Annotated in this window: 19 protein-coding genes and 1 pseudogene; 14 read left to right on the forward strand and 6 right to left on the reverse strand. The window is 42.9% G+C overall.

From position 1 onward, the window contains the following. Positions 1-7 precede the first annotated feature (7 nt). The 3 genes from ACQW03_RS11550 to ACQW03_RS11560 all read left to right on the forward strand — a co-directional run bounded on the left by ACQW03_RS11550 (position 8) and on the right by ACQW03_RS11560 (position 2,602). A complete protein-coding gene (locus ACQW03_RS11550; RefSeq protein WP_076292895.1) occupies positions 8-826 on the forward strand; it encodes a metallophosphoesterase family protein in 819 nt (272 codons plus the stop codon). Between the two features lie 102 nt (positions 827-928). After that, positions 929-1,711 (forward strand): tyrosine-protein phosphatase, encoded by a 783-nt coding sequence (locus ACQW03_RS11555; RefSeq protein WP_076292894.1) that lies wholly within the window; start codon positions 929-931, stop codon positions 1,709-1,711. A gap of 252 nt (positions 1,712-1,963) precedes the next feature. After that, positions 1,964-2,602: a TetR/AcrR family transcriptional regulator gene (locus tag ACQW03_RS11560; protein ID WP_076292893.1), complete on the forward strand. Its 639-nt coding sequence runs from the start codon at positions 1,964-1,966 to the stop codon at positions 2,600-2,602. A 144-nt stretch (positions 2,603-2,746) separates the two neighbouring features. On the opposite strand, the pseudogene ACQW03_RS11565 reads toward ACQW03_RS11560, so the two are convergent. Beyond that, positions 2,747-2,911, reverse strand: a pseudogene (locus ACQW03_RS11565) (recombinase zinc beta ribbon domain-containing protein); the annotation flags it as partial. Positions 2,912-3,577: 666 nt separating this feature from the next. Here ACQW03_RS11565 and ACQW03_RS11570 point away from each other — a divergent pair. The 6 genes from ACQW03_RS11570 to ACQW03_RS11595 all read left to right on the forward strand — a co-directional run bounded on the left by ACQW03_RS11570 (position 3,578) and on the right by ACQW03_RS11595 (position 13,365). Continuing rightward, entirely contained in the window at positions 3,578-4,390 is an 813-nt protein-coding gene (locus tag ACQW03_RS11570) for a helix-turn-helix transcriptional regulator (protein WP_441949740.1), read from the forward strand. Between the two features lie 48 nt (positions 4,391-4,438). Then, positions 4,439-4,771 (forward strand): chaperone CsaA, encoded by a 333-nt coding sequence (gene csaA, locus ACQW03_RS11575; RefSeq protein ID WP_076292891.1) that lies wholly within the window; start codon positions 4,439-4,441, stop codon positions 4,769-4,771. Positions 4,772-5,208: 437 nt separating this feature from the next. Further along, complete coding sequence (locus tag ACQW03_RS11580) at positions 5,209-6,993, forward strand: M3 family oligoendopeptidase (protein ID WP_441949743.1); 1,785 nt, start codon at positions 5,209-5,211, stop codon at positions 6,991-6,993. Positions 6,994-7,232: 239 nt separating this feature from the next. Next, positions 7,233-10,346: a DEAD/DEAH box helicase gene (locus ACQW03_RS11585; protein ID WP_441949745.1), complete on the forward strand. Its 3,114-nt coding sequence runs from the start codon at positions 7,233-7,235 to the stop codon at positions 10,344-10,346. 226 nt (positions 10,347-10,572) lie between these two features. Next, positions 10,573-12,537: a GTP-binding protein gene (locus ACQW03_RS11590; protein WP_441949747.1), complete on the forward strand. Its 1,965-nt coding sequence runs from the start codon at positions 10,573-10,575 to the stop codon at positions 12,535-12,537. A gap of 276 nt (positions 12,538-12,813) precedes the next feature. Continuing rightward, positions 12,814-13,365, forward strand: a complete 552-nt coding sequence (locus ACQW03_RS11595) for a DUF4303 domain-containing protein (protein ID WP_441952376.1) — start codon at positions 12,814-12,816, stop codon at positions 13,363-13,365. 366 nt (positions 13,366-13,731) lie between these two features. On the opposite strand, the gene ACQW03_RS11600 is transcribed toward ACQW03_RS11595, so the two are convergent. Next, positions 13,732-14,631 carry an alpha/beta hydrolase gene (locus tag ACQW03_RS11600; protein WP_441949749.1) on the reverse strand — a complete coding sequence of 300 codons (900 nt, stop codon included), beginning with the start codon at positions 14,629-14,631 and terminating at the stop codon, positions 13,732-13,734. 596 nt (positions 14,632-15,227) lie between these two features. On the opposite strand from ACQW03_RS11600, the gene ACQW03_RS11605 reads away from it, so the two are divergent. Continuing rightward, the gene (locus ACQW03_RS11605; protein ID WP_441949751.1) at positions 15,228-15,755 is read left to right on the forward strand and encodes a hypothetical protein; all 528 of its coding nucleotides are present in this window, start codon (positions 15,228-15,230) and stop codon (positions 15,753-15,755) included. Positions 15,756-15,825: 70 nt separating this feature from the next. Here ACQW03_RS11605 and ACQW03_RS11610 read toward each other — a convergent pair whose 3' ends face one another. Continuing rightward, positions 15,826-16,206, reverse strand: coding sequence for a hypothetical protein (locus ACQW03_RS11610; protein ID WP_076292884.1), 381 nt, complete (start codon positions 16,204-16,206; stop codon positions 15,826-15,828). A 326-nt stretch (positions 16,207-16,532) separates the two neighbouring features. On the opposite strand from ACQW03_RS11610, the gene ACQW03_RS11615 reads away from it, so the two are divergent. Then, positions 16,533-17,867: an SMI1/KNR4 family protein gene (locus ACQW03_RS11615; protein ID WP_441949753.1), complete on the forward strand. Its 1,335-nt coding sequence runs from the start codon at positions 16,533-16,535 to the stop codon at positions 17,865-17,867. A gap of 164 nt (positions 17,868-18,031) precedes the next feature. After that, positions 18,032-18,634 carry a class I SAM-dependent methyltransferase gene (locus ACQW03_RS11620; RefSeq protein WP_441949755.1) on the forward strand — a complete coding sequence of 201 codons (603 nt, stop codon included), beginning with the start codon at positions 18,032-18,034 and terminating at the stop codon, positions 18,632-18,634. A 137-nt stretch (positions 18,635-18,771) separates the two neighbouring features. On the opposite strand, the gene ACQW03_RS11625 is transcribed toward ACQW03_RS11620, so the two are convergent. Both ACQW03_RS11625 and ACQW03_RS11630 read right to left on the reverse strand, forming a co-directional pair. Beyond that, the gene (locus ACQW03_RS11625; RefSeq protein WP_441949757.1) at positions 18,772-20,193 is read right to left on the reverse strand and encodes an MDR family MFS transporter; all 1,422 of its coding nucleotides are present in this window, start codon (positions 20,191-20,193) and stop codon (positions 18,772-18,774) included. Positions 20,194-20,509: 316 nt separating this feature from the next. After that, on the reverse strand, positions 20,510-20,749 hold the full coding sequence (locus tag ACQW03_RS11630; protein WP_025722834.1) for a hypothetical protein: 240 nt from the start codon (positions 20,747-20,749) through the stop codon (positions 20,510-20,512). 313 nt (positions 20,750-21,062) lie between these two features. Here ACQW03_RS11630 and ACQW03_RS11635 point away from each other — a divergent pair, with 313 nt between their 5' ends. Next, the gene (locus ACQW03_RS11635) at positions 21,063-21,599 is read left to right on the forward strand and encodes a YceI family protein (protein WP_441949759.1); all 537 of its coding nucleotides are present in this window, start codon (positions 21,063-21,065) and stop codon (positions 21,597-21,599) included. Between the two features lie 77 nt (positions 21,600-21,676). On the opposite strand, the gene ACQW03_RS11640 is transcribed toward ACQW03_RS11635, so the two are convergent. Beyond that, positions 21,677-22,354 carry a TetR/AcrR family transcriptional regulator gene (locus tag ACQW03_RS11640; RefSeq protein ID WP_441949761.1) on the reverse strand — a complete coding sequence of 226 codons (678 nt, stop codon included), beginning with the start codon at positions 22,352-22,354 and terminating at the stop codon, positions 21,677-21,679. Between the two features lie 457 nt (positions 22,355-22,811). On the opposite strand from ACQW03_RS11640, the gene ACQW03_RS11645 reads away from it, so the two are divergent. After that, positions 22,812-24,518 (forward strand): CocE/NonD family hydrolase, encoded by a 1,707-nt coding sequence (locus tag ACQW03_RS11645; protein WP_441949763.1) that lies wholly within the window; start codon positions 22,812-22,814, stop codon positions 24,516-24,518. Positions 24,519-24,660: the final 142 nt, after the last annotated feature.

Raw genomic sequence — 24,660 nt, forward strand, 5'->3', positions numbered from 1 at the left:
AAAGATTATGAAATTTATACACATTACAGATACACATATTAACGCTCCGGGAAATGCAAAACAGTTTCCAATTGCTCACCATGTTGAAAAAGTAGAGCAAGCATTTCGTCATATTCAAGAAACGAATGTAAAGCCTTCATTTGTACTTATTACAGGGGATATTTCGCATGGAGGAGATGTTGAGGATTACCGTTTTATCCGCTCACTTTTTAATAAGGCATCTGAGGAGCTAGGCGTCCCTATTTATGTCGTGTTAGGCAACCATGATCATTTACCTGCATTTAGAGAAGGGTACCTGGGTGAAACTCCATCATCTGATAAATATTACTATTCTCAGCATGTAGAGGGGCTACGTATTATCGGTTTAAATTCCCAAATCCCAGGGCAACCAGGGGGGATCATTGATGAGACGCAATTAGTGTGGTTACAACAACAGCTAGAAGAGCCTGCAGTTAAAGGTACTGTTATTGCTCTGCATCACCCGCTTATTTATTTGGGCGATTATACTGCACCTGGCATGCTAGTAGAAAATCGTAATGATGTCATGCAAGCGATTAGTGGAACTGACGTCGTTGGTGTTTTCTCTGGACATATTCACTCCAATTATTTTGCGAATTATAACGATGTTTTGCATATTGCGGCAGCTGGTACTTCGTTCACAGCAGAGTTTACTGGAAATAAAGAGTATATTAGCTTTGTTGACTTGTGTGGCTATAGTGTTGTTACTGTTCATGAGGATGGTGTAACAGCTAAATATATTGATTTGCCACGTCCTCGTGGTGAATATATGAAACTACCTATTTCTGCTCTATCAGATAAACACTAGTTATCACCCGCTATTTGTAAACTATATTTCAACTAAATGCTTATATCTAGCTTATAGCATTTAAACGCTCTGACCACAACTTATGAAATAGTAGGTGATAAGATGACGCAGATCCATCAGCAATGGAACGATTTAGAATACAGAGCCAATCTTCGACAGCTTGGCGGATACTACACAACAGACAGTAAAGTTATTAAAAATGGGCTTTTGTTTCGCTCAGGTGAACTGTATGCACTTAATGAAAATGATCTACAACTGCTAGAAGAAATAGAGATTCACTATATCGTAGACTTTCGAACAGAAAGTGAGCAGCAGCAAAAGCCAAATCCAACCATTGGTAAGGCTGTAGGTATTAGTTTGCCTGCACTAGGCGGATCTGTAAATCCGCAAGAAATGTTTTCGTACATTAAAAGTATGGGGGAGGCTGCAAAACAAGGCTCGTTACTACTTGGAGCGTATAAGCAATTTATTTCTACTCCTAAAGCTAAAGATGCTTATAAACGCTTTTTTCATTTACTGTTAGAAGCTAACGGCAAGCCTGTACTCTGGCATTGTACTGCTGGTAAGGATCGTACCGGTTTTGCAGCAGCGATATTATTACACGTATTAGGTGTACCTCTTAGTATGATTAGAGAGGATTACTTGCGAAGCAATCAAAATCGACTTGAAGCAAATAAGCAATGGATTGCTGCTATTAAAGAAGCTATTGGAGATGTAGAGGAGCTTAGTATTATTTCAGAAATGATGCTAGTAGAACCCAATTATCTGGATACAGCCTTTGAAGAAGCCGTAAAACAATACGGCTCATTAAATCAATATATAGAGGTAGCATTAGAGCTAACACCAGATAAACAAGCACTTTTAAAATCTATATATTTGGAGTAATCAACACAATAATATGTAGGGTGCTCGCTAAACTTTGTATCTAGAAATAGGTTGTAATATACTCTAGATAAAGGTTAGGCGAGCATTCTATTCATAGTATTTTGCATAATTCGATTGAATACGCTGGCGGGTGCAACATAGATGAACTGCGCGAATCTTTTTCAGTTCTAAAGCATATAATATGACATACAGATAATTGTAAATGAAAGGTCTTTATGTATATTTAACCAGGAAAGGGGGGTATTCTACATAATGTGGAAAGATAATCTGGAGCAACACAGAAACCAAAGAAGGGAAGATATTATCCAGACCTCGAAGAAGCTGTTCATTGAGCGAAGCTTAACCGAAGTAACCCTAAAAGATATTGTAGCGGCATGTGGCATCAGTAAAGTGACGCTATATAAATATTTCACTTCATTAGATGAAATTATTTTTCAAGTGCAAATAGATATATTATCGGGTTGGGTGGATAATAATAAAGAGACCAAATTAAAAGGTAACAATAGCTATGAAAAGCTTGAGTACATGCTTAAAAAGCAGTTATTAGATGCTGATAAAAACATGGAGACGATTCGATTTACTGCTATGTTTGATACATTATATCTAAATAACTATCCTACTCCGGAGCTAGAGCAGCAGTTTCGATCGTTTTTGCAAAGTGGAGCACATCCTTTTGTCTCGCTAATCCAAGCTGGTATACAAGATGGATCTATGCGGCAGGATATTGACGCTAGAGAAATTGGATATACGATCAGTAACATAGTTATGGCATCTCTACAGCGTAATCTATTACGTAGCAAGCTGCTGCAGCTTGACCAAAAAGTAAAGACTTCCGTTGTTTTGCAAAATACAATGAATATGATTTTAAATTTTGTAAAGCCACAAAAATAAATAATACGAGCATAAAGAGCGACCGTATAGATTGAAATCATTAGTTAGTTTAATGATCTTGCATCTATGCTTGTCGCTCTTTTTTGGTCATGGGAAATCCCAAAATTAATTATTGAAAATAAAGATTATCTTTGGGATGAGTATTCAAATCGTATTATTCAATTTATTTGCGGGAGCATATGGTTTCTGGACGACCTCAGCAAGTCGCTCGAAGACAAAGCTCTCGACCATGTCGGCTCGGACGGAGTTCGAACTGCAAACTCGGCTTCTACGGCTGCGGAAGTTATTGCATACGTAGTACCTTCGGTTGACAACAGTGCCATCCTTGAGCGTGTCGCGGACGCGGTGTGCTCCAAGCGTCGTCCCGCACGTTGTACCTGATTTTCCCGACGTACACCGGGGTCTTGATGATCCGCATTCATACCTCCCTCCTGAAAATGAAAATGACCCCTCGAAAAGGGGTCATGGTACTGGGTCACGAATATGATATATGTCCCAAAATTTTCTTGAACCGGTTCCAAACGAACGAAAAGAGTATAACGATCATTTGTTTAGATTACCCGTTTGTCTTCCCTTTCCATTCGCACACAAATATTGCACCCAAAGTCGTATCTTTTTCGTGTAGCTACTAACCATTGGATCGATGTTTGCAGAAGACAACAAAAAATAAAGTTTGAAGATTATTCCGATGAACAAAACTCTATGAAATGGAAGCAGCATCGGAAATACTCGGTGTTCCCAGAGAGTCAACTGATTAAGCATTTCGTTAACGAGACACGTTCAATGGCCATCCAGCAAGGGACGGCCTAAAAACTGCCGTTACAGACAGCGCGGAGAGCCGTACCATAAATAACTAATAAATTTTGATTGAAAAAGGAACGTGAAGGCGTTATTTGTGAAAAATATTATTTCTAATGCTTGAGCAGAAAGGAGTTCGCTATAACGGTCGATTACTATTGGAATGAGGTATACAATGTGAAAATCAACGTTAATCAGTTAGCAGAGCATCTGGCGCACACTCCTTTTCAAGTACAAGGAGTATATCGATACGCTAGAAATCCAGGTGTGCCTCACGCTGACTATACAGATTCTTTTCCTGGATTTGTATTTCCTCTTACAGGGAAAATACAATTTCAATTTAATGGTACGCCCTATATCTTTTCGCCAGGGAAAGTTTTACATGGGGGTGCAAAAATGAAACTGGCCCAAAAAGTGTTTGGTAAAACTGATTGGGAATATATCCTGGTTTTATACCGGATATGTAACTCAGAACTAGAAAAGTCAAGCTTTTCGGATCAGCATTTTGAATTATTAACAGGGCAATCTCCTCGTCTTAATGAATTAATTATGCGTCTTTGGCATGTTTATAATCAGCGTGGAGGCATTTCGATGTTTCAGACCGAGATGCTGTTTCGCGATGTACTGAATGAAGCCTTATTATGTGTTGATAATAGGCAAAATAGTTGTGGATCGTATACATTATTCGAACGGGTATCCAATTATATTCAAGAATACTATTATCAAAGCCTTACAATAGCAACACTTGCAGAACAAAATAACGTTAATCGGAATCGCCTTTCTTACGTGTTTAGAAGGCATGCAGGTATGGGACCAGCAGAATATTTATTAAAATATCGTATAAACATGGCGCAAGAAATTTTACTTACAAGTGATGCGCCTATACAACAAATTGCGCAAACTGTTGGCATTGCTGACCCCTTTTATTCCGCCCAGCGCAGTAAAACGCAACACCGAGCGGAACTCATTAAGTTCTGCCGGAAAGCGTGAGAGATATTTTCGTGAGCGGTTAAAGACTTTAGTGGAGGAGGCAAAACGTTGGCAACGATCGATGATTTTGCAGCACTAGATATTCGTGTCGGAACGATTAAGGAAGCGGAGTTTTTTGAAGAAGCAAAGATCCCTGCGATAAAGCTTAAGATTGATTTTGGACCGGAGATCGGGATGAAATCCTCAAGCGCACAAATAACTAAGCGGTATAAGGCTGAAGAATTGGTAGGGAAGCAAATTATAGCGATCGTTAATTTTCCTCCTCGGCGTATTGCAGGATTCAAATCGGAGGTATTAGTTTTGGGAGGCGTTCCGGAAAAAGGAGATGTCATTCTATTGAAGCCGGATATTGAAATACCCAATGGTACTCTTATTGCGTAAGCTGTTGCAGAAAGCTTGAACAGAAAAGAGGATGTACGCTTACGAATTCTCGGATTGGGGCCGCCGACCAAGTGCGCTGAATGAGACGAGAATGCGAAAAGAATGCGGAGTACCTGATGGTCTGACCATCACCGCATAGGGGTATGAATAAGATAAAATGAGACGAGTCCTGCGGATGCGGGGCTTTTTGGTGTGAGTGAAGAAGAAGATTGGTCAGCGACTTATCACATATTAGGGAATAAGTGGGCGTGTTATACTTGACATTAACTTTGCTTAACATAGTACCGGAAGAGGTGGAAACATGTAAGTCTTAGCCGCAGAATACAATATTCGAATTATCCCAATAAAATATAACGCAGCCTGCTATACGTTCGATATGGCCGGTTGCCGGGATACGTATAGCATCGCTTGTGTTTACGATAAGGAGATTAACGGCGATGAACTTAACATGGGACTTGGAGAGTCTGTATTCCTCATTCCAGTCGGAGAAATATCAAAAGGATTATAAACATGCAGCAGAGCTTGCAGATGAACTTGGTGCGAGGGCAAAGCTTCATTTACACACTCAAGAGAAGGCTGCGATTCTAACGGAAGATTTTCTTAGGCAATATAATGCATTCAGGAGCGTGTATCTGTGCTTATTCAGCTATGCAGAACTGGTATTCAGCATTGACAACGGGAATACAGAAGCTGCAAATCAGATGGATGTATTGGAAGAAATGGCCGCGGGTTCCGAAGAAGCTCTAGCAAGTTTCAGCAAATGGCTGGCAAGCATGAGTGGGGAAGAGCTTGATACTATTATTGGCTCGGGTGAGTATGTGGGTCGGCATGCTTTTTATTTGCGTCAGCTGCAGCAGCAGTCAAGGTATTTGCTCAGTGAAGAAGCTGAGGCAGTCATTGCCCGGATGCAGCTTACCGGCGCCAAAGCGTGGGAGAGGCTGTACATGAAGATACAGTCTACCTTGCGTGTAGAGGTGGAGATGAAAGGGGTAGCGCATCAGCTGTCTTTGACGGAGCTGTGCAATCTGGTGTACGACCATGATTCTCAGGTTAGGCAGGCGGCATATGAAGCGGAAGCCAAGGCTTGCCGCAGTGTTGCCGAACAGAGTGCAGCTTGTCTTAATGCGGTGTGTGGAGAGGCGATAGGAATCTATGAGCTAAGAGGGTACAAATCGCCGCTGCATAAAGTACTGGAGACCTCACGTATGGATCAGGAGACGCTGGAAGCAATGCTGCAAGCGATTAAGGAGAGTCTGCCTGCCTTTCATCAGTATTATCTTCACAAAGCAAAGCTTCTGGGCCACGCAGGACCGCTCCCTTTCCATGATATCTTTGCTCCGGTTGGCGAGGATTCTTCCGTCAAATTTAGCTACCCGGAGGCACAAGAGCTTATTGTTGCCGGGTTTAACTCGTTCAGTACAGAACTGGGTGCGTTCGCCCGCAAGGTGTTCATCTCCAGATGGATCGATGCGGAGTCACGGGCAGGAAAAGGGAACTTTGGCATGTGCATTGATATCGCACCAATCCAAGAGAGCCGGATTATAACCAGCTTCACCGGGAGCTATATGGATGTTGGTGTACTGGCGCATGAGATTGGTCATGCCTACCATAGCAGCTGTCTTGCCGGAAAGACTATGGTCAATATAGATTGTCCGATTCCGATTGCCGAGACGGCGTCGATCTTTTGTGAGGGTCTGATTAATCAAGAGTTACTGCTGAGTGCATCGGAAGGAGGAGTCTTGCCGATCCTGGAGCGGAGTCTCTCGGATGCCGGTTATTATATCGTTGATTTCTATGCCCGTTATCTGTTTGAAAGCCAGCTTTATGAGCATAGGAAATCAGGCTCGCTAACGGTGGAAGAACTGAACAGCCTGATGCAGGATGCCATTTCTACGGCCTATGGAAGCAGTATTGACCGGGATTCTATTCATTCCTACCAGTGGGTTAGCAAGGCTGGTTATTATATGACAGGCAATGAGTTTCTGAATTTCCCGTATTCGTTTGGGCTGTTGTTCTCTAAAGGGCTATTCGCGCAGTATAAGAAACGTGAAGGCGGATTCGCCGAGCAATTTCAAGCCTTCCTGGCCGCCAGCAGCACCACCATGGTTGCAGATGCCGGGCAGTTAATGGGTATCGATGTGTGTTCACCAGAGTTCTGGAGAGATGCGCTGGCCTTGATTGGGGAAGATATTCAGCGCTTCGTTGGGCGTTCTGAAAAATAATAACAACAGGAAATGACAAGCATTTAGTAAACCTGCACATGCACAATGTCATTAAGATTAACTCAAAGACAGAGCTGGAATAAGAATGGAATACAATACACTGTTAAAAGCAGTGAAATCTTATATAATTGAATGGTACATTGGTAAGCTCTCTAAGTTGGGGAGCTTTTCTTTTTGTCTTTAGATGACAGGGTGAGAGCTTTATTATAGTAATTACAGATGATAATGGGGGGAGACTCATGAATAAACGGCAAGATATTTTAAATGCTTGGATTACGATCGAGCAGTTATCCGAAGGTTCTATTAATAAAAAAGACAAATCGCTAAAGCTCATACATACAATGGAAGAGGATTGGAATCAGTTTTTTTCAGACTTTTTAATGAAGCAAAAAGAACAACAAAAAGTATCAGATAAGTTCTTTAAGAAATCGGGCTTAGTATTATATTTCAATATTTTTGATTTTCAAGAAATTGTTGAACTATTGAGGGGGAAATACAAGATTGCTAAAACCTACGAGGAAGTTAGTAAATCTTACAAATTCACCTTCTCTATCTATTTTGATAACGAATTGAATTTTCTAGCAGACAAATTGTTTTATACAATGAGCGGTTACATCCGCCAACATGGTGAATTACCGAAAGATTTTTTGAAAGTTGAAAACGTATTTAGAGAAGGTTTGAACAGCAAATTTGAAGAAGGTTTTCATACCACCATCTCTGAGCTTTTTCATAAATATCATGTTTCCGTAGAAAATTTCCGCTATGCATTTGTGAAAAACCTGGATAACGGAGATGTAAATCTACATTCGTTCTTTATTGAAGATCTGAACAAAGCAAAGACAATCACTAATAAAAATTTGGATCGATATTTTAATGGCTTTTCGGGACATAGGCACAATCTGGATGGCAATAAAGAGTCCGTTCATTATAACCCCCGAATTTTCGAGAAAACTATTTTACAACCTAAGTTCTATCCACTCGGGCGGTTCCCAAGTAATCCTGGTTTCGCGCTTTCATTTATGCAGCAGGTTGCGGTGAATCTAGCTTTAAATGATAAAAATGATATTCGTAGTGTCAATGGCCCGCCAGGAACAGGGAAAACAACACTGTTAAAAGATATTTTTGCTGATTTAGTCGTACGACAGGCAGCGGAAATTGTGCAGCTTTCTGATAAAAGAATTAAAGGGAGTCTGACTTATCGGGAAGATAAGCTTGGTGTTTTACCACATTCCATGTCAGATAAAAACATTGTTGTTGCAAGTTCAAACAATGGGGCGGTCCAAAATATTGTTAAGGAGTTACCAAAGAAAGAAACGATTGCGGGCGATTTTCAAAAGCTATTAGATGAAGCAGATTATTTTAAAGAGGTTTCCAATTCTAAATTAACCGATGAAGGTTTTGGACAGAATCGCGAGATTAAAAGAGAGCTTTTACATGAGGAAAATTGGGGTGTGTTCTCGTTAGAGGGCGGTGCGTCAACAAACATGAGCAAGTTGCTTTTAACCATTAAAGCAATCGAAAAAGATTTAGAGGATCATGATCAAGCGGAAACAGGTGAAAGTGTATATCAAGAATTCTCCCGTCTGTATGCTGAATTAAAAATCGAAAGAGATAAAATGCAAGACTATAGCGAGAAAATGTATGCTCTTCGAAAATTAAAAACCAAGCATAAAGAGCAAATGTTTGCATTTGAACAAGAAGAAAAAAAGAAACGAACAAATTTAATCTCACAGGAAGAAGAAGCGAGACGTGAACTAGAAAGTCTGGGACAAGAAATTGAAAATCTCCAAGAGGATTGGTCAAATGCTTCTGTTGAGATAGAAAACCTAATTGATCTACAAGCTCAAGCTAAAAGGAATTATGACGTAGTTACTTCTCAAAAGCCAAGTTTTTTGTGGCTTCAGAAAATATTTAATAAGGCAAAAGTTGAGCAGTACTTCAAAGATCTGAATAATGCGAATGATCATTTAAATGATCTATCTAAACAAAAAACGAAATGGTTAAATGACCGTAGGCGACTCGAAAATAGGTTAAGGGAAAATGTTGCGAAAAGTGAGTATGTTCAAAAACAAACTCAGGACACAAGAGCTAACTTCGATCGATGGATGATCAAACAACAAAATGGTTTTAAAAAAGTGGAACGTGAAATTGTATTGTTAGAAAAACTCAAGTATCAAAGTGGCATTAAGGAACCAGATTTTTCACAATCGTATGATGAGCTGCAAAAGTCTAATCCATGGTTTACAGTGGAATTCCGTAAATTACAATCAGAGCTATTTATTTCAGCTTTAAAAGTTAGAAAGCAATTCCTGTATGAAAACAGAAGGAATTTAAAAGCCGCGAGAAATATTTGGAATAGGCAGTCTGAATACTTGGGAAAAGAGAATGGACAGCAGCTAATTTCAGAATCATGGAATTGGTTGAATTTCACGATCCCCGTTGTCAGCACTACTTTTGCTAGTTTTGGTCGAATGTTTAAAAATCTTAATGAAGATTCAATAGGTAATCTGTTTGTAGACGAGGCGGGGCAAGCACTGCCACAAGCTAGTGTTGGTGCCATTTTTAGAAGTAAAAAGGTTATGGTCGTTGGGGATCCATCACAAATAAAACCCGTAATGACGCTAGGTTCAAATGTTTTAACCTTAATTGGAAGACACTATGAAGTCGATGAAAAATTTGTTTCTGCTGATGCGTCTACTCAAACCATTGTGGATGCCACAAGTCAGTATGGTTTCCAAAAAAATGAGGATGAATGGATTGGCATACCCCTTTGGGTACACAGACGCTCGAACTATCCGATGTTTACGATTTCAAATGAAATTTCGTATGAGGGGTTGATGGTACAAGGTAAATCAGCAGATGAGGCACAAGGGAAATCACAATGGTATGATTCAACCGGTAAAGCAAATGACAAATTTGTTAAGGAACAAGCTGACTTATTGAAAAGAATGATTGATAAACGTTTGCAGGAAGATCCGGATTTAGCGGATGAAATCTATGTGATCACCCCATTTAGAAATGTGGCTTATAAGCTTGCCCAGGTTTTAGATGAAATTAAATTCACAAAACGAGAAAACGGGAAGACAACGAATATTGGTACAGTTCATACTTTTCAAGGGAAAGAAGCCAAAGTCGTCTACTTTGTTCTTGGAGCGGACTCTGATAGCAGTGGGGCAGCAAGATGGGCTGTCTCTGATCCCAATATGATGAATGTTGCAGCGACGCGAGCTAAAGAAGAATTTTATGTGATTGGCGATAAGAAATTGTATGCCTCACTCGGTAGTGAAGTGGCAAATAAAACGATGTCAATTATTGACGATTATAACAATAATAAGGTCGGGAATGATGGTTAGGCGAAGTTCTCCAAGTTGGAGTAGATTCGAAGGGAGTTTCCTTTAATAGTATATTAATTATACTTTATAATCTGGATAAATCACTCAACATAAATGTAACTCGTTGCCTTTATCCTCTGTCTATGAAAAAAGAACCTCTCTCAAAACCAACTCCTACCCACTCTCCCGATTTCTATGCTTTAATAAAATGAGCAGTATTAACAAGAAGCGTTGAAAGTGGGATTCTATGAAGCGACTAACGATTGGCCTGTTCGCCCATGTGGATGCAGGTAAGACAACTTTTGCGGAACAGCTGCTGTACCATACGAACAGTATCCGGTCGCGGGGGCGGGTGGATCATCAGGATGCGTTTCTGGACAGCCACGACATCGAGCGGGCAAGGGGTATTACGGTGTTCGCAGATCAGGCGTTAATAGAATATAAAGGAGACAGCTATTATTTAATAGACACGCCCGGACACGTCGATTTCTCCCCGGAGATGGAGCGGGCGATTCAGGTCATTGATTATGCCATCCTGATTGTAAGCGCAGTTGAAGGTGTCCAGGGTCATACGGAGACGGTCTGGCAGCTGCTGCGCAAGCATCGGATTCCGACGTTCTTCTTTATCAACAAGACGGATCGGATCGGCGCGGATGTAGGCAGAACCGAGGCGGATATCCGTCAGCAGTTGACGGGGGAAGTATGCTGCATTACACAGAGCTTCGCTGACGGCATAGTCGGCGAGCCGCTGCGGGAGGCCATGGCGGAGCGGGACGAAGCTTTGCTGGAAGCATTCCTAGAGGGGAGAGAGGATTGCGGCTTCTGGCTGGAGGCTTTGCAGAGGATGATAGCGGCGGGTCTCCTCTTCCCCTGTGCTTACGGCTCTGCGCTTCAGGATACAGGCGTCATTGAATTTCTGGATCAGCTGCATCTGCTGACAACAACCACTTATGACGAGAATGCTTCGTTCCAGGGGCGGGTTTATAAAATTCGGCACGATGCAGGCGGAGCGAGACTCACGTTCATTAAGGCGCTGGGTGGTCGGCTGAAGGTGAGGGAACAGCTTAGTTACGATAGTGGCGGGGTTCAATATGACGAAAAAATTACGCGGATCTTCTTGTTTAACGGCCTTAAATCGCAGCCGGTGGAACAAGTGGAAGCTGGAGATTTGTTTGCGGTTGCCGGCTTGTCCGCCGTCGGGGTCGGACAAGGCCTGGGGTCGATATCAGACAAGTTAGCTTACGATTCGGAGCCGACGTTACAATCGAAGGTAGTATTCGACAATTCGATACATGTACAGAAGGTGCTCGGTGCTTTTCGCATGCTGGAGGCGGAGGAGCCGTCACTGAACGTCGTTTGGGATGAGAAATTGCAGGAGATTTCTATCCGCGTCATGGGATTGATTCAACTGGAAGTGCTGGAGCAGCTTGTTAGAGAGCGGTTTGGCTTTACTATCTCTTTTGGACAACCGGAAATCTTGTATAAGGAAACGATTCAATCGGCTGTGAAAGGGTACGGCCACTTCGAACCGCTCAGGCATTATGCGGAAGTGCATTTGCTGATTGAACCGGGAGCAAGGGGCAACGGCATCCTGTTCGATAGCAGATGTCATGCCGATGATCTGAATGTCAGCTATCAGAATCTGATTCGGAATCATCTCTACGAACGGGAGCATCACGGACTGTTGACCGGCATGCCAGTCACCGACGTGAATATTACGCTACTGAGGGGCCGCGCGCATAAAGAACATACCCATGGCGGCGATTTTCGTGAAGCTGCCTTTCGAGCACTACGGCAGGGTCTGGAGAAGGCGGACAACGTGCTGCTGGAGCCCTATTACGATTTCAAAATCAAGGTCGCTATCGATGAAATGGGCAGGGTACTGTCCGATATTCAGCGTGCTTCGGGTATTTTTAATCCGCCCCAGACAACCGGAACGCAAGCGGTGGTCACGGGCAGGGTACCCGTGTCGACTTTCATGAACTACAGTGCCGAATTTGCATCCTTTACGCATGGGCGAGGCAGTATCCGCTGCGTGTTCAGCGGCTACGACCGCTGCCATAATACGGAGGAAGTCATAGAGCGGATGGGCTACCGCAAAGGGGCAGACCCACTGTATACATCCTCCTCCATCTTTTGCGCCAAGGGGGCGGGTTACTCGGTGCCATGGGATGAGGCGGAAGCCAAGATGCACCTTGAATTAGAACCTTGAATGAGCATGCTCTAATGAGGATGAAACTCCAGGTAGGAGAGCGAAAACTCATACCTCAAGTGGCGGTAGAAATGTTGTAGTGAATGCAAAATAGTTCAAAAGAGGGTGTCTCAAAGCCGAAAAATAACGGAGAGACACCCTCTTTTATCATCAGTGAGTGAATCGCGCATATGTCTAGGATTCAGGTGAAAAGTAGGTGGATTTAGGATGAAGAATCTTTATATTGGAAATAAGATGTATATTTTATAGGGCTAAGGGGCGATTATCGTGAAACCGATGCAAGGAGTAGAGGCGCTGGCGGCAGAAATTGCCGATGTGGCTAGGACGTCCTTTCGTACTCTTTTTGAAAATGGCGAACGTTACTATTACTGCACGCTATTTACTACTGGAGAGGGACATGCACCAAGCATCTCCGCCTGGTCATGGGAGGCCTTGGAGAGGGAAGCGGCCAGGCAAGGAGACGAAAGCGACGCGCCGGGATCAACGATTGCAGAACTCATCAAATGGTCCTATGCCGATTCACCCTATTGTTGTTACGAGGATGAGAGCTTCGATGATGTTAAACAATTGTTTATGGAGCGTCCTTCCATTGCGGAGCTTGAAGCTGACGAATGGAATCGTGAATTTGATTTGAGGCTGAAGGCCATGGAGCTGGCGATGAAAATGCTCGATGATGAAGGCGTGTTTGCCTTGAATCAACCGCGAGAGGCTGTATGCGTTCTTGTCGAGGTCATGCCACCCGATGAGATCAATACCGAAATCGCCCTGCGTTTGAATCGGGCGGAGTCTCCGGCTATGCAAGCATGGCTGGCGGAAGCGGCAGAGTAAGGGCATTCGCGTTTAAGTAATCCGAAGAAAAAGGCCTGATAGGCGGTTATGACGTGGAGCACCAAATCTATGCGGATTCATGCAACTTTACAGAGTTCCTAGCGTAGCCTTGAAATGCACCTCATTAAGCTTCTCGAGGGGGAGTTGTAAGATGCTGTTTGGATTCCTGTTAAGAGAAAGGCATAAGTTATCTCTTTCAAGAAAAATGCTGAGCTATATTAGTTCGCTGTATTCCTGCAAAGTAGATACGCAAAAAAAGCTGGACGGAAAACTCACGTTTTTTGTCCAGCTTTCATTTTAGGGACTTATTGTACAGTCCCATGGGCTTTATGCTACGTAAGAAACGCGCAATCGCTATAGTTTTATTTACTTAAAGATACGTTGCGAAAATTGATACAGCCCGCTGCTCCAAACTTTCCCTTCATGTCCGCCCACATCCAGATACCACATGTGCGGGATATTCATGGTGTTCAAGCTATTATGGAAATTTTGGCTGACCCCCAGTAAGTTGTCCGAAGAGCCGCATGACAGCCACAGCAGTTTCAGTTGGCTGGCAACCTGAGATGGATTGGTGATGAGCTGCGATGCCGACTTCGTATTAGGAGCGGATGAGAACGCGCCAATCCAAGAGAATTTATCCAGATGGGTTAATCCGAAGTTCAGCGTTTGTCCGCCTCCCATCGACAAGCCGGCCAGCGCGCGATGCTGCCGATCTTTATACACCGGATAATGGGAATCGATGTAAGGAATAAGGTCATTGATCAGATCGAACTCAAACCTTTCGAAGGCGGCTACCTTGTCCGGAGCATAAATATCGCCTACCGGACGATCATCTTTCATTGCGCGGCCGTTCGGGAATACCACAATCATCGGCTCCAGTTTGTTCTCGGAGTAGAGGTTGTCGAGGATATTTCTCGGATTCATACCATTGAGCCATTCGTTCTGATCCCCACCAATACCATGCAGCAAGTAGAGGACGTTATAGGTTTTCGAAGGTGTATAGCCCGGAGGCGTATACACCATCGCGTTCCTAGACTTGCCTACTGTTGTGGAATAATAGGAAATCTGCTGCACGTTCCCGTGCGGGATATTTTGGCGGTAAGCATCATATCCCCGCGGAGCCGGAATTACGGATCCGCTGGCAGCTGCGACAGCAGAATTGCTCTGATCTTGATCTTGTGTTTCGGATGCAGCATAGGACACTGTCGGCACCAGCAACGTAGTCACCAAAGCCAGACTTAAAATGCGAGTTAAGGCTTTCTTCATTGTACTTTTCCTCCTTGATTTGTGAATTCTATTGGCCTTGCTAGTTTGGAGTGAACGCTGATTCACTCTGTTCTGTTACTCTCTCAGAAGCTATTCTCCTTGCTACTATCAATTTGTAATCCCTTTCAAAACTGAGTGACCTTCCCCTCCCCCTACCCGCAGCACCCATGCTCAAGAATCAAAGCAGTGCTCAGCTATTAATGTAAGCGTATACAAATATAGGTTACCGTAATTTTCATATTATGTAAATCGTAATTTGTGGATTGAATAGTCAGATATCTACATCTGAGAGTAGAAAGCAGTTAGCTTGGCAACTAGTGATTATGTCAACGGTTCGAACATCAGCGTATCCATGGTACACTGGGATACCTCGTGCCGGTGTAGGCCAGAAAGATTCCCTCATAATAGTTGTCCAGTTTTCTGTTGACAATTCAATATTGCATTGTATGTCTGGATAAGGTGCAGTTATCAGGTTAAAGCCTCGATGACGACGAGCCCATCAAGCGATTTTTGGCGTGCGTATGCCCTATTCGCACAAGCGGGCAGTCTGCCCCTGGCGTAAACTGAAGTATAATCAGTGAGCGAGGTGAACTTCCATGGCACAATCGAAAAAGATGCGTGCACGGGCTAAGAAGTTTCAGGGCCGTCCGGTCTGTGTCACCCTGCACAGCGGAGAGACTTACGTCGGATACATCACCGACGTTAATCACGGAGAGATGGTGCTTGCCAGCGCCGGAGCCCCCCCACGCGCTTCTTCTGGGAAGCAAGACTCCCGATCTTCCAAACGTAGAGCTGGTGCGCATGTCCCGGGCGTACATCTTGGCAACCGAAAAAGCGGAGCGCGTAAGCCGTCTGGCCGTTCGCGCTCCCGTGGGCCGGACGCCAAGGTGTCGGCATTCCTGCCGATGATGGGCTCGCTATTAGGCGGCCTGGGCGGCTCCACTGCGGGCGCAGGAGGTCTTGGCGGTATGCTCGGCGGCGGCTTGCGGCTGTTCGGCATGATCCAGAAATTTGTCCCGGTCGTGAAGATGGGCTATGGCATGATCAAGTCCATTCGTCCGTTTCTCGGCGCCGTTAAAGGCTTGATGCCCCCGGCCAGTCCGATCACGCCGGATAATGAATAATCATATACCTGTGGACTTTAAGCCCCCTTTGAGTGGTCAAAGGGGGCTTAAAGTCCACAAACCATTACGACTACCACTGTCTAATCCAAATCGGATCTAACTCGGAATAGCCCATTTCTTTCAGTAAATCCCAGGCATTATCCAGAATTTGAGGCTTACCCTGGATCCAAAGCTCTTGTCGTTTTGCCATCAAGTAAGAGATGATTTCAGCAATATGCTTGGGTTTACCTAGATGGATGACAGTTTCCATTTCATTATTTTGGGCTGAAATGTCATAAAAGGACCAAAAAGTATGAGGCTCTTCTTCAGGAGGATTTGCCTGAAAGATGAGCGTGATTTTGATATTTTTATTCTCTTTGGGAGATAGATTTAAGATGAAGCGAGACCCGCCTGAGTACCAATAAACGAAGGCATGACCGTCGACCGTAATATTTCTTAATTGGCTTTTCATTATTTTCCCCCTCACTATATGTTGGTTAAAAGTGATCTGCGTTTGTTGAGTTTAGTTAAGTAATTATGTCATTAATTTCCGTGAAAATGAGTAGTGGCTTACATGAATTACAAGGTGATTATAGTCTAATCCACATATGGATTCCTTTCATATGCATTTTTTGTGTGGTACTCTAGGGTGGTCCAGTGGTGACCTTAAGAGAAGTACAATGAAAGACTACTTAAATATACATATTATTTTAAAGAGGTACGACCCATAGAAAAAAATAAAATTACTGGATAAGCAAACAAAGGAAACCTGGCTATGGTTAACAGGAGGGTTCAAATATGTGGTTTGGGAAGAAAGAAACGCAACTGGATCGAATAAAAAACAAACTGAGTCAAGCCATGCGCAAAGACGCGGATTTCTCGGTGTTTGGAGCATCCTCACATCAATATAGGGTTAAAGAGAAGCTTACAGCAAAAGAGCTGGCGGACTGGCAAGTCCACAATCATGTCACACTTCCTGAGCCTTACGCGCAATTTTTAACGAAAATCGGCAACGGTGGCGCTGGCCCCTACTATGGAATTTATTCAATTGAAAAGGCAACTTCCTACACCGAGCGCCAGGCACTCCTTGCAAAATCCGTTCTGCATCCCGGGATGACCAAAGAGGAATGGAACCATCTAATTGAGCCCCTGACCAAGGACGAGGGCATTCCCGATGAGGAATACGACGACACCTGTAATAAGGTGTTGGGCGGTATGTTGTGCATAGGCACCCAAGGCTGCGAATACGACATGTATCTCATACTTGAAGGGAAATACAGGGGGAAAATTGTGTACACCTCCGATTTTCATCCCGATCATCCCTTTTTCTTTGTCTATGAAAACAGCTTCCTGGACTGGTACGAGCGTTGGCTGGATGAAATTATTCTGGATTATGATATCGGGTGGTTTGGCAGTCGAATGCCGGGTGATGAGAATGCGCTGATCCAGATTTATCAGAGCGCTCCAAACGAAGAAATCCAAGCCAAAGCGCTTGATGGAATGTTCAAGTTTAAGAAAGTCTCTCAGCCAACCCTTGCTTTTTTGAAAAATATTGCGGAGCAAAGCCCAAAAAATCGGACCACAGCCATTTGGCTCATCTGCAAAACTTCTTTTGACACGGGTAGGAAATATCTTTTGGAGCTGTTGCAATCGGATGAACATGAGGATTTTCTGCAAGCTTTAATGATTTTGCATTCTTCCAGTAAAACGGTGAATTTAACAGAGTTTATCCCAGTGATCTTGCAAAGGCTTGACAGGATTCACGACCCGGAAACGTTGCGTTATGCAGGGTATATCTTGGAAGATTACGGTGCGATTACTCTCCATAACTTTGCGCCTTTCTTGTGTCACGCTGACCCGAAAATGCAAACCACTGCCATCTATGCCGCGCGCAGTTGCGAAAACAAGCAGGGAAGCTGGCAGATCATTGAACAGATGTTGATGGGGGCCGACCCGCAGGTTTTGAATAACTCGATTTTATACTGGGGCATTATTCCACACGAGAAGTTGCTGTCTTACTATAAGGCGGTATGGCCAGAATATAAAAGCAATCCGAATTTCAGAGAAAAATTTATCGGTTGTTTGCGAGAACTGCATTTGCTAAATGATTATTTCGACAAAGACGAATCGTGAAGAAGGTGTACATGAATCAACCCAAGGTTGTCTCCTCCATTCATACAGAGGTTTTGTTTTTCCATAAGCACTAATAAGAATGGGGATTAAATGCTAATGCTTGATAGAATATCATTCTATACTGTTGTATTCAGGATTTTATTAAGGCAGATTGGAGAGGTAAAATGGGAAATACGGATAAGTTTGAAATGATAGCTAATGTATATGACACTTCTGAAAGAATTCAGATTGCAAAGGCATCATCTGATGCCATTCGTGAATATGTAGTTGACGCTAATAGTAAGAATGCTATTGATTTTGGGTGTGGAACGGGCCTTGTCGGAATGAACTTGTTAAACGATTTTAATTCTATGCTTTTTCTGGATACTTCACAAAACATGATTAATCAAATAAAACAAAAAATTACTGATCTTCATATTCAGAATGCAGATACATTATGCTTTGATTTTGAAAAGGAAGGTCTAACGGATTTGCATGCGGATTATATTTTTATGGCTCAGGTTCTACTTCATATTCATGATGTTGAATTCGTTTTATCAAGGCTATTTGATGTTCTAAATGAAGGAGGACATTTACTAATTGTAGATTTTAATAAAAATGAGAAAGTAGTTTCAGATATTGTTCATAACGGATTTCATCAAGAAGAGCTGGCTGACATTATGACTAAAATAGGGTATAGAGATATTCAATCCAAAACTTTTTATAATGGAAGTAAAATATTCATGGGACAAGATGCATCTATGTTTATCCTTGATTCTCGAAAATAAACTTTTAGGCAGAAATCAGCTCTCCTTATAGTTAGCAGTTCTAAGGTACAACGAAATAAAGGGCCGTCCCTTAGGAGACAACCCCATGCTTCTTGTACGGTTTTAAACTTATGATTCAATCTGTGCCTAGTAATGAATTAATTATGTTCAGGTGGCTTTTTTATAAACCAACCCAGCGCCAGAATAAGTATTGCCAGAATAAATTCAATCCAAAAAACTGTTTGTAGACCGGATACCATGCTTTGTGTCTTCTCATGCATCGCAGTGGGATTGAGCGAATGGTGAAGATAACGATTGGCTCCAGACGACATGATGCCGACGAACAATGCGATGCCAATTCCCCCTGCAATCTGTTGGAGCGTATTGTATATGGCTGTGCCATGAGAAACCAGGTGACGTGGAAGTTGATTTAATCCTGTCGTCTGAGCCGGCATGACGACGAACGACATGCCTAAGAATAAGAGGATATGATTGAAGAGAACGGAACCTTGTGTTGTATCACTGTCGATGCCGGTAAACAGCCACAACGATATGGCGATCAGGAACAGTCCGGGCACAATTACGAGTCTCGGCCCGAATTTATCGAGTAATCTCCCCGATACCGGCATCAGCATTCCGTTCAAAATGCTACTTGGCATTAGAAGTAAGCCTGTCGCGAATGCGGTCAACTTCATCACATCCTGCATATAGAACGGCAGCAATGTTGTTGTGGCGAATAGAACCATCATCAGAATTACAATCAATACCGCAACCAGAGAAAAAGTGGAATGCCGGAATACGGAGAGATCGATCAACGGCTCTTTGATCTTAAGCTGGCGCCATACAAGCAAGAGCAAGAAAAGGCTACCTATTGCAATCGATCCGTAACCTTCTGGCTCAAGAGAGACACTTGTTTGGCTGAAGCCATAGGTGACGCAGCCGAAACCGACGGTTGACATCACAATGGATACAAGATCGACCCTTGGCTTGGTCAGTTCTGTCACATTCTTTAAGTAAATGAATGCATAAATCATCGAAAACAGTGCGACAGGAATCACCATGTAGAACAGCCATCGCCATTGAAAGGTATCGATAATTAAGCCAGACAAAGCCGGCCCGATGACAGGGGCGACCATGATGACCAGCCCCATGAGACCCATGGCGGCACCCCGGCGTTCTGGTGGATAGAGGGCGAGAATCGTATTCATCATCAACGGGATCAATAATCCTGTCCCGCAAGCCTGAACAACCCTGCCCATCAGCAAGATTCCGAATCCCGGGGATACTGCACACAAGCAGGTACCGGCCAAAAATAACGCCATCGCAGACATAAACATCTGGCGAGTCGTGAACCATTGCTGTAGTAATGCGGTCACCGGCACCAGTACGCCGATCACGAGCATATAACCCGTCGATAACCATTGTATGGTCGAAGCAGCAACGTTAAATTCTCTCATCAACGCAGGAAACGCATTGGTAAGTAAATTTTCGTTAAGAAACGCGACAAATGTACCGATGAGTAGAGCGGTTAATATTGCCCCTCTCTTCATTCCTCTTGCACCTTGAGCCTGATTGTCCATCTTCTACCTCCCGATTGTTCATTAAGTTCCGTCCATTGTTTGTATATCGCTTATCCCGCAACGCCTGAAGATCATTCTACGTGAAGTGGGGTGAATTGGAAAAAGCGAAATTGCTCAGCATACTCGGAAATTCATTCATATTTCGAAAGCATAAGGGGGGCTCCTCCACGGTGTCGCTCATTCGCGCATTATTTCTTGACAAGATGAGGTTAGGGGATTATGATAACGTGCCGGTCAACTCTACAAGGCAAATAAAATCAAAAAGGCTGACTTTTCGTAGTGCCTTGGCACCGGAATCGTCAGCCTATCGTGCAGATTATCCTACACCATCACTTTCTAACAAAGAATAAAAATTATCACGGTCTTGGTCATCAAATTTGCCAAGTGTCCGTACCCTAACAAATTCATGTCCGCCATACATGTCTATTTCCTCACCGTACCTATTGTAGAGCGCGATCATATTGCCATCCTGATTCAACTCCAAGTACCCGTAACATTTTGCTTCAGGTGCTTCACCGTAAAAGAGCATAAATTTGATTTTGATCACTCTGTGCATGCAGATCCTCCCTTCCTGTCTTTCGTATTGGCTTTGAATATATACAGTATTCTCCATAAAATGTCAACGGATAAGTTTAGAGTATCAGTCTTCAGATGATCGATACCTGCGAGCTTCACCTTCGATTTAATTATGACGTGGCGGAGCTTGAACATTTCGAAATCGGATATACGAGGAAGCCGAAAAAATGCTAAAACGCTACTGACATCCCGTTGTCAGTAGCGTTTTTGTATATTAGGAGCATGCGAATAGCGCAGTGTTTTGGAGATAGGGTGACCTTTCTCAAATCTTATCATAGAGGTGGAATTTATTTATGAGCAATATCAATTGGGAAGTGGATGCGGACCACAGCTCCGTTGAGTTTTCGGTGACACATTTAATGATTAATAGAATCAAAGGAGTATTCGAGCATTTCCAAGCGATCTTGAGTTTTGATCCCAACAATTTAACAACCATGGGTATTCAGGCTTCCATAGACGCAAATAGTATCACAACTCGCCAATCGCAACGAGATGAGCACCTGAAGAGCGACGACTTCCTTCATACAGCCAAGTATCCAACCATTACGTTTCAAAGCACCAGCTGCGTCCTTGCTGGCGAAAGGCAATATGGACTTACGGGCAATCTAACTTTGCATGGAGTAACAAAACCCATCACTTTTCATACCGTTTTTGAAGGACTAAATAAAGACCCTCGCGGCCGGGAACGTGTAGGATTTCATTCAACAGCCAGTATCGAACGCAATGAATTTGGCTTGACATTCAACTCGCATCTGGAAAAAGGCGGGATTGTTGTCGGGAATGAAGTGAGAATCGAACTTTATATTGAGGCAATTAAAATAGTAGATTAGCGGTCCTAAAGGCCATCCTTTTATCGGGATGGTCCTTATTCAAAAACTTGCCGCTACAAGTAGATGCCTTGGCGGCCTCATGTTGAGCCTTCCAAGCCTCCATCCGATTGATCTGGCTTGTAGCATAGCTTGGGGGTGATAGTTTTATCAACCTGCGTTATCCGACAATACATGGCCACTCCTTCTTTGGTTAGATGAGGAAGTATAAGGCTCCATAGGATGGACAAGATGTTTTTGGGACTTGTAAGAAATTTTTGGAGAAGAATTATTTCCTGTGTGCCATACATATTTATCGATAGTAAAGAAATAGACAAATCTTCATATTGCCCGGCATATAATTCTTCTTTCATAATTCCTTTATTAACAAACCCCTTAAATATGTTGGTAAAAAGCGTATAGAAATCATTAACAACCTTAATTTGCATTTTAGCTATCTCTGGATACAATTTAGGCAATTCTGTAAAACTGGAGAAATAAAAGAAATATTTTTTACGGAATGCATTAAGAATTAAAAACTGCTGATTCAGCCCTTCGATAGAAATCTCCGCTGAGAAATTTAAGTTTTGGTATTCTTCATACTGCATTGCCATAACACCAATCATAAGATCATGTTTTTTTTTGAAATAGTATGTCAAATTACCAGGACTTATATTTAACGCATCGGAAATATCCCTCAATGTTACATATGCATATCCTTTTTTATTAAATAATTCAATTGAAGTCTCAAGGATCTTATCCCTTAAATTAATATCCATTTCTATCTCCTTTAGAGCGTTTGTGCTATGCACTTGAAATCAAAAGCATTATATCATAAATTGTTCCTTCAAGCCGAAATAAGTAGCTTGATTAAGAATACGGAAGAATTCGAGAGATAATTTGCGAAAATCCTCAGCCAAGAGTGCCATTCCCAATAAAGACCAGAGTTGAGTTGCTGTATTTGCAGGAATATACTGATTTTAGTACACGTGTACTAAAACTTTTCTGAATAATTATTGAAGGGAGTGAACCCACTTGCAAGAAATCAGAAAGAGACCTAGGAGATATCCTGTTTGATGTTAATGGAATTAAACAGTTCTATGATGAGGCTTCCAGCAAGGATAAGAGCCTAGTAATATATCCAGGGAAAGTTCACAATGCGATTGAACAGGATACAGAAGCACGCTGCTTATTGATTGACTGGTTCGAAGAAAAACTATCAAATGGAGGCAAGCTATGAATCCATTACCTATCGACATTAACGAAAGAAGTAATCACTTTTATGAACTTACTTGGAAAGAAGTACGGATTCCTATGAGAGACGGGAATTATCTCGCCGCAAATCTTTATCAGCCTAATGTGGATGGGAGTTTTCCAGTAATCATGACGATGTGTCCGTACGGAAAGGATCTGCATTTCTCGCAATTTGCTCCTGCTAATCCAACGATCGCAATAGAATATGCACACTCGCAGGATAAAGGGCCCTTAATTAGTTGGGAAACACCAAATCCTGAATTTTGGGTGCCGCAAGGCTATACTGTCTTGCGAGTAGATGAACGTGGTATCGGTAATTCTCCAGGAAAGCTGGATATATTATCAAATTCTTTGAAGAAGGATTATTATGATGCAATCGAATGGGCTGGAACGCAACCATGGAGCAATGGAAAGATAGGACTGCTGGGCATCTCCTATTTGGCTATGAGTCAATGGGCCGTGGCATCCGAACAACCTCCTCATTTAGCTTGTATCATACCGTGGGAAGGTACAGTAGATTATTATGCTGAATTCTGTTATCCGGGCGGAATCCAGGCGAACGGTTTTCTTTCATTCTGGTGGAAGAACGGAGTTTTGGCGCATCAATACAATCCCGATGGAAAATTCTCGGAAGAACAATTGCAAGCCAATCGCACTGATTTCCCGGAGATGGTAAAAAACAATCCATTACGTGATCAATCGTGGACGAATCGATTTTCTGATTTGAGTAAAGTAGAGGTGCCTTTATTATCCGGAAGCAACTGGTTTAGCGCCGGAATGCATACCCGTGGAAATTTTCTGGGTTTTCAGAATGCGGTATCAGAGCACAAGTGGCTTGAAGTACATATTGGGAGCCATGTTGGTGCATTTTACACCGCTCAGGGTCGGGAACTGCAGAAAAAATTTCTGGATTATTGGCTTAAAGGAATCGATACTGGCATAATGAGAGAACCGAAAGTAAAGCTTGCCATTCCTCGAGGAGGCAATAACTACACATGGCGCTACGAGAACGAGTATCCGCTTAAGCGCACCCAATGGACCCGCTTTTACCTTGATGCAAGCTCGAATCTGCTTTCGCAAGACCCCCCGCAAGCCAAGGCGCAGCTTTGCTATGAAGGCGATAAGGAGTGCGAGTCAAAGCACTGGGCGAAGCCATTTATGGTGAGAGAATTCTCGAGAGAGGAAAACAATTCAAAGCGTGTTCTGTTTGAAACCGATCTGTTTGATAACGAAACAGAAATTCTCGGGCCTATCAAGCTCCGTTTGTGGGCATCGTCAACTACAGATGATATGGACATTTTCGTATCTTTGCGAAATATTGACTCACTAGGCAATGAGGTCGTTAACTCAGGAGCACTAACAGAGAAATTTCCAATTAGCCAGGGCTGGCTGCGCGCTTCTTTACGTAAAACTGATGATGAATTATCTACGGAGTATAAGCCTTATTACACCTTCGATGAGTTTCAAAAGCTGGTTCCAGGCAAAGTCTATTGCTTGGATATTGAGATATGGGATAGCGCAATTGTTGTAGCTAAAGGAAACCGATTGCTCCTGGAAATTGGAAGCCAGAATCAAAGCGGCTGCGCACTGCTGACTCAGACGGGGGATGACAGGGTTTGGGATGCAGACATTACTCTGTATACAGGGGATGAATTTGATTCTTATTTGTTGCTGCCGATCATACCCTAACTGAGTTCAAATTGACATGCTTCCCAACGCCCATGTTCCCTCAGACAGAAGGAAGTTGGAGAGAATATTCCTTTGGATCGGTGACGATTTATGTGTACCAGTAAGTTGTGAACGCCAGAACCGTACCATAAGTAGCGGCAAG

It is taken from the genome of Paenibacillus sp. DRB1-1, assembly GCF_052119485.1.
Lineage (GTDB): Bacteria > Bacillota > Bacilli > Paenibacillales > Paenibacillaceae > Paenibacillus > Paenibacillus polymyxa_B.

Coding starts and splice junctions, on each gene's coding strand:
- ACQW03_RS11625 (WP_441949757.1), bottom strand. CDS start 20,193: ATGGACAATCAGGCTCAAGGTGCAAGAGGAATGAAGAGAGGGGCAATA.
- ACQW03_RS11590 (WP_441949747.1), top strand. CDS start 10,573: ATGAAGCGACTAACGATTGGCCTGTTCGCCCATGTGGATGCAGGTAAG.
- ACQW03_RS11610 (WP_076292884.1), bottom strand. CDS start 16,206: ATGAAAAGCCAATTAAGAAATATTACGGTCGACGGTCATGCCTTCGTT.
- ACQW03_RS11550 (WP_076292895.1), top strand. CDS start 8: ATGAAATTTATACACATTACAGATACACATATTAACGCTCCGGGAAAT.
- ACQW03_RS11560 (WP_076292893.1), top strand. CDS start 1,964: ATGTGGAAAGATAATCTGGAGCAACACAGAAACCAAAGAAGGGAAGAT.
- ACQW03_RS11645 (WP_441949763.1), top strand. CDS start 22,812: ATGAATCCATTACCTATCGACATTAACGAAAGAAGTAATCACTTTTAT.
- ACQW03_RS11635 (WP_441949759.1), top strand. CDS start 21,063: ATGAGCAATATCAATTGGGAAGTGGATGCGGACCACAGCTCCGTTGAG.
- ACQW03_RS11630 (WP_025722834.1), bottom strand. CDS start 20,749: ATGCACAGAGTGATCAAAATCAAATTTATGCTCTTTTACGGTGAAGCA.
- ACQW03_RS11585 (WP_441949745.1), top strand. CDS start 7,233: ATGAATAAACGGCAAGATATTTTAAATGCTTGGATTACGATCGAGCAG.
- ACQW03_RS11605 (WP_441949751.1), top strand. CDS start 15,228: ATGGCACAATCGAAAAAGATGCGTGCACGGGCTAAGAAGTTTCAGGGC.
- ACQW03_RS11555 (WP_076292894.1), top strand. CDS start 929: ATGACGCAGATCCATCAGCAATGGAACGATTTAGAATACAGAGCCAAT.
- ACQW03_RS11580 (WP_441949743.1), top strand. CDS start 5,209: ATGAACTTAACATGGGACTTGGAGAGTCTGTATTCCTCATTCCAGTCG.
- ACQW03_RS11640 (WP_441949761.1), bottom strand. CDS start 22,354: ATGGATATTAATTTAAGGGATAAGATCCTTGAGACTTCAATTGAATTA.
- ACQW03_RS11615 (WP_441949753.1), top strand. CDS start 16,533: ATGTGGTTTGGGAAGAAAGAAACGCAACTGGATCGAATAAAAAACAAA.
- ACQW03_RS11595 (WP_441952376.1), top strand. CDS start 12,814: ATGCAAGGAGTAGAGGCGCTGGCGGCAGAAATTGCCGATGTGGCTAGG.
- ACQW03_RS11620 (WP_441949755.1), top strand. CDS start 18,032: ATGGGAAATACGGATAAGTTTGAAATGATAGCTAATGTATATGACACT.
- ACQW03_RS11600 (WP_441949749.1), bottom strand. CDS start 14,631: ATGAAGAAAGCCTTAACTCGCATTTTAAGTCTGGCTTTGGTGACTACG.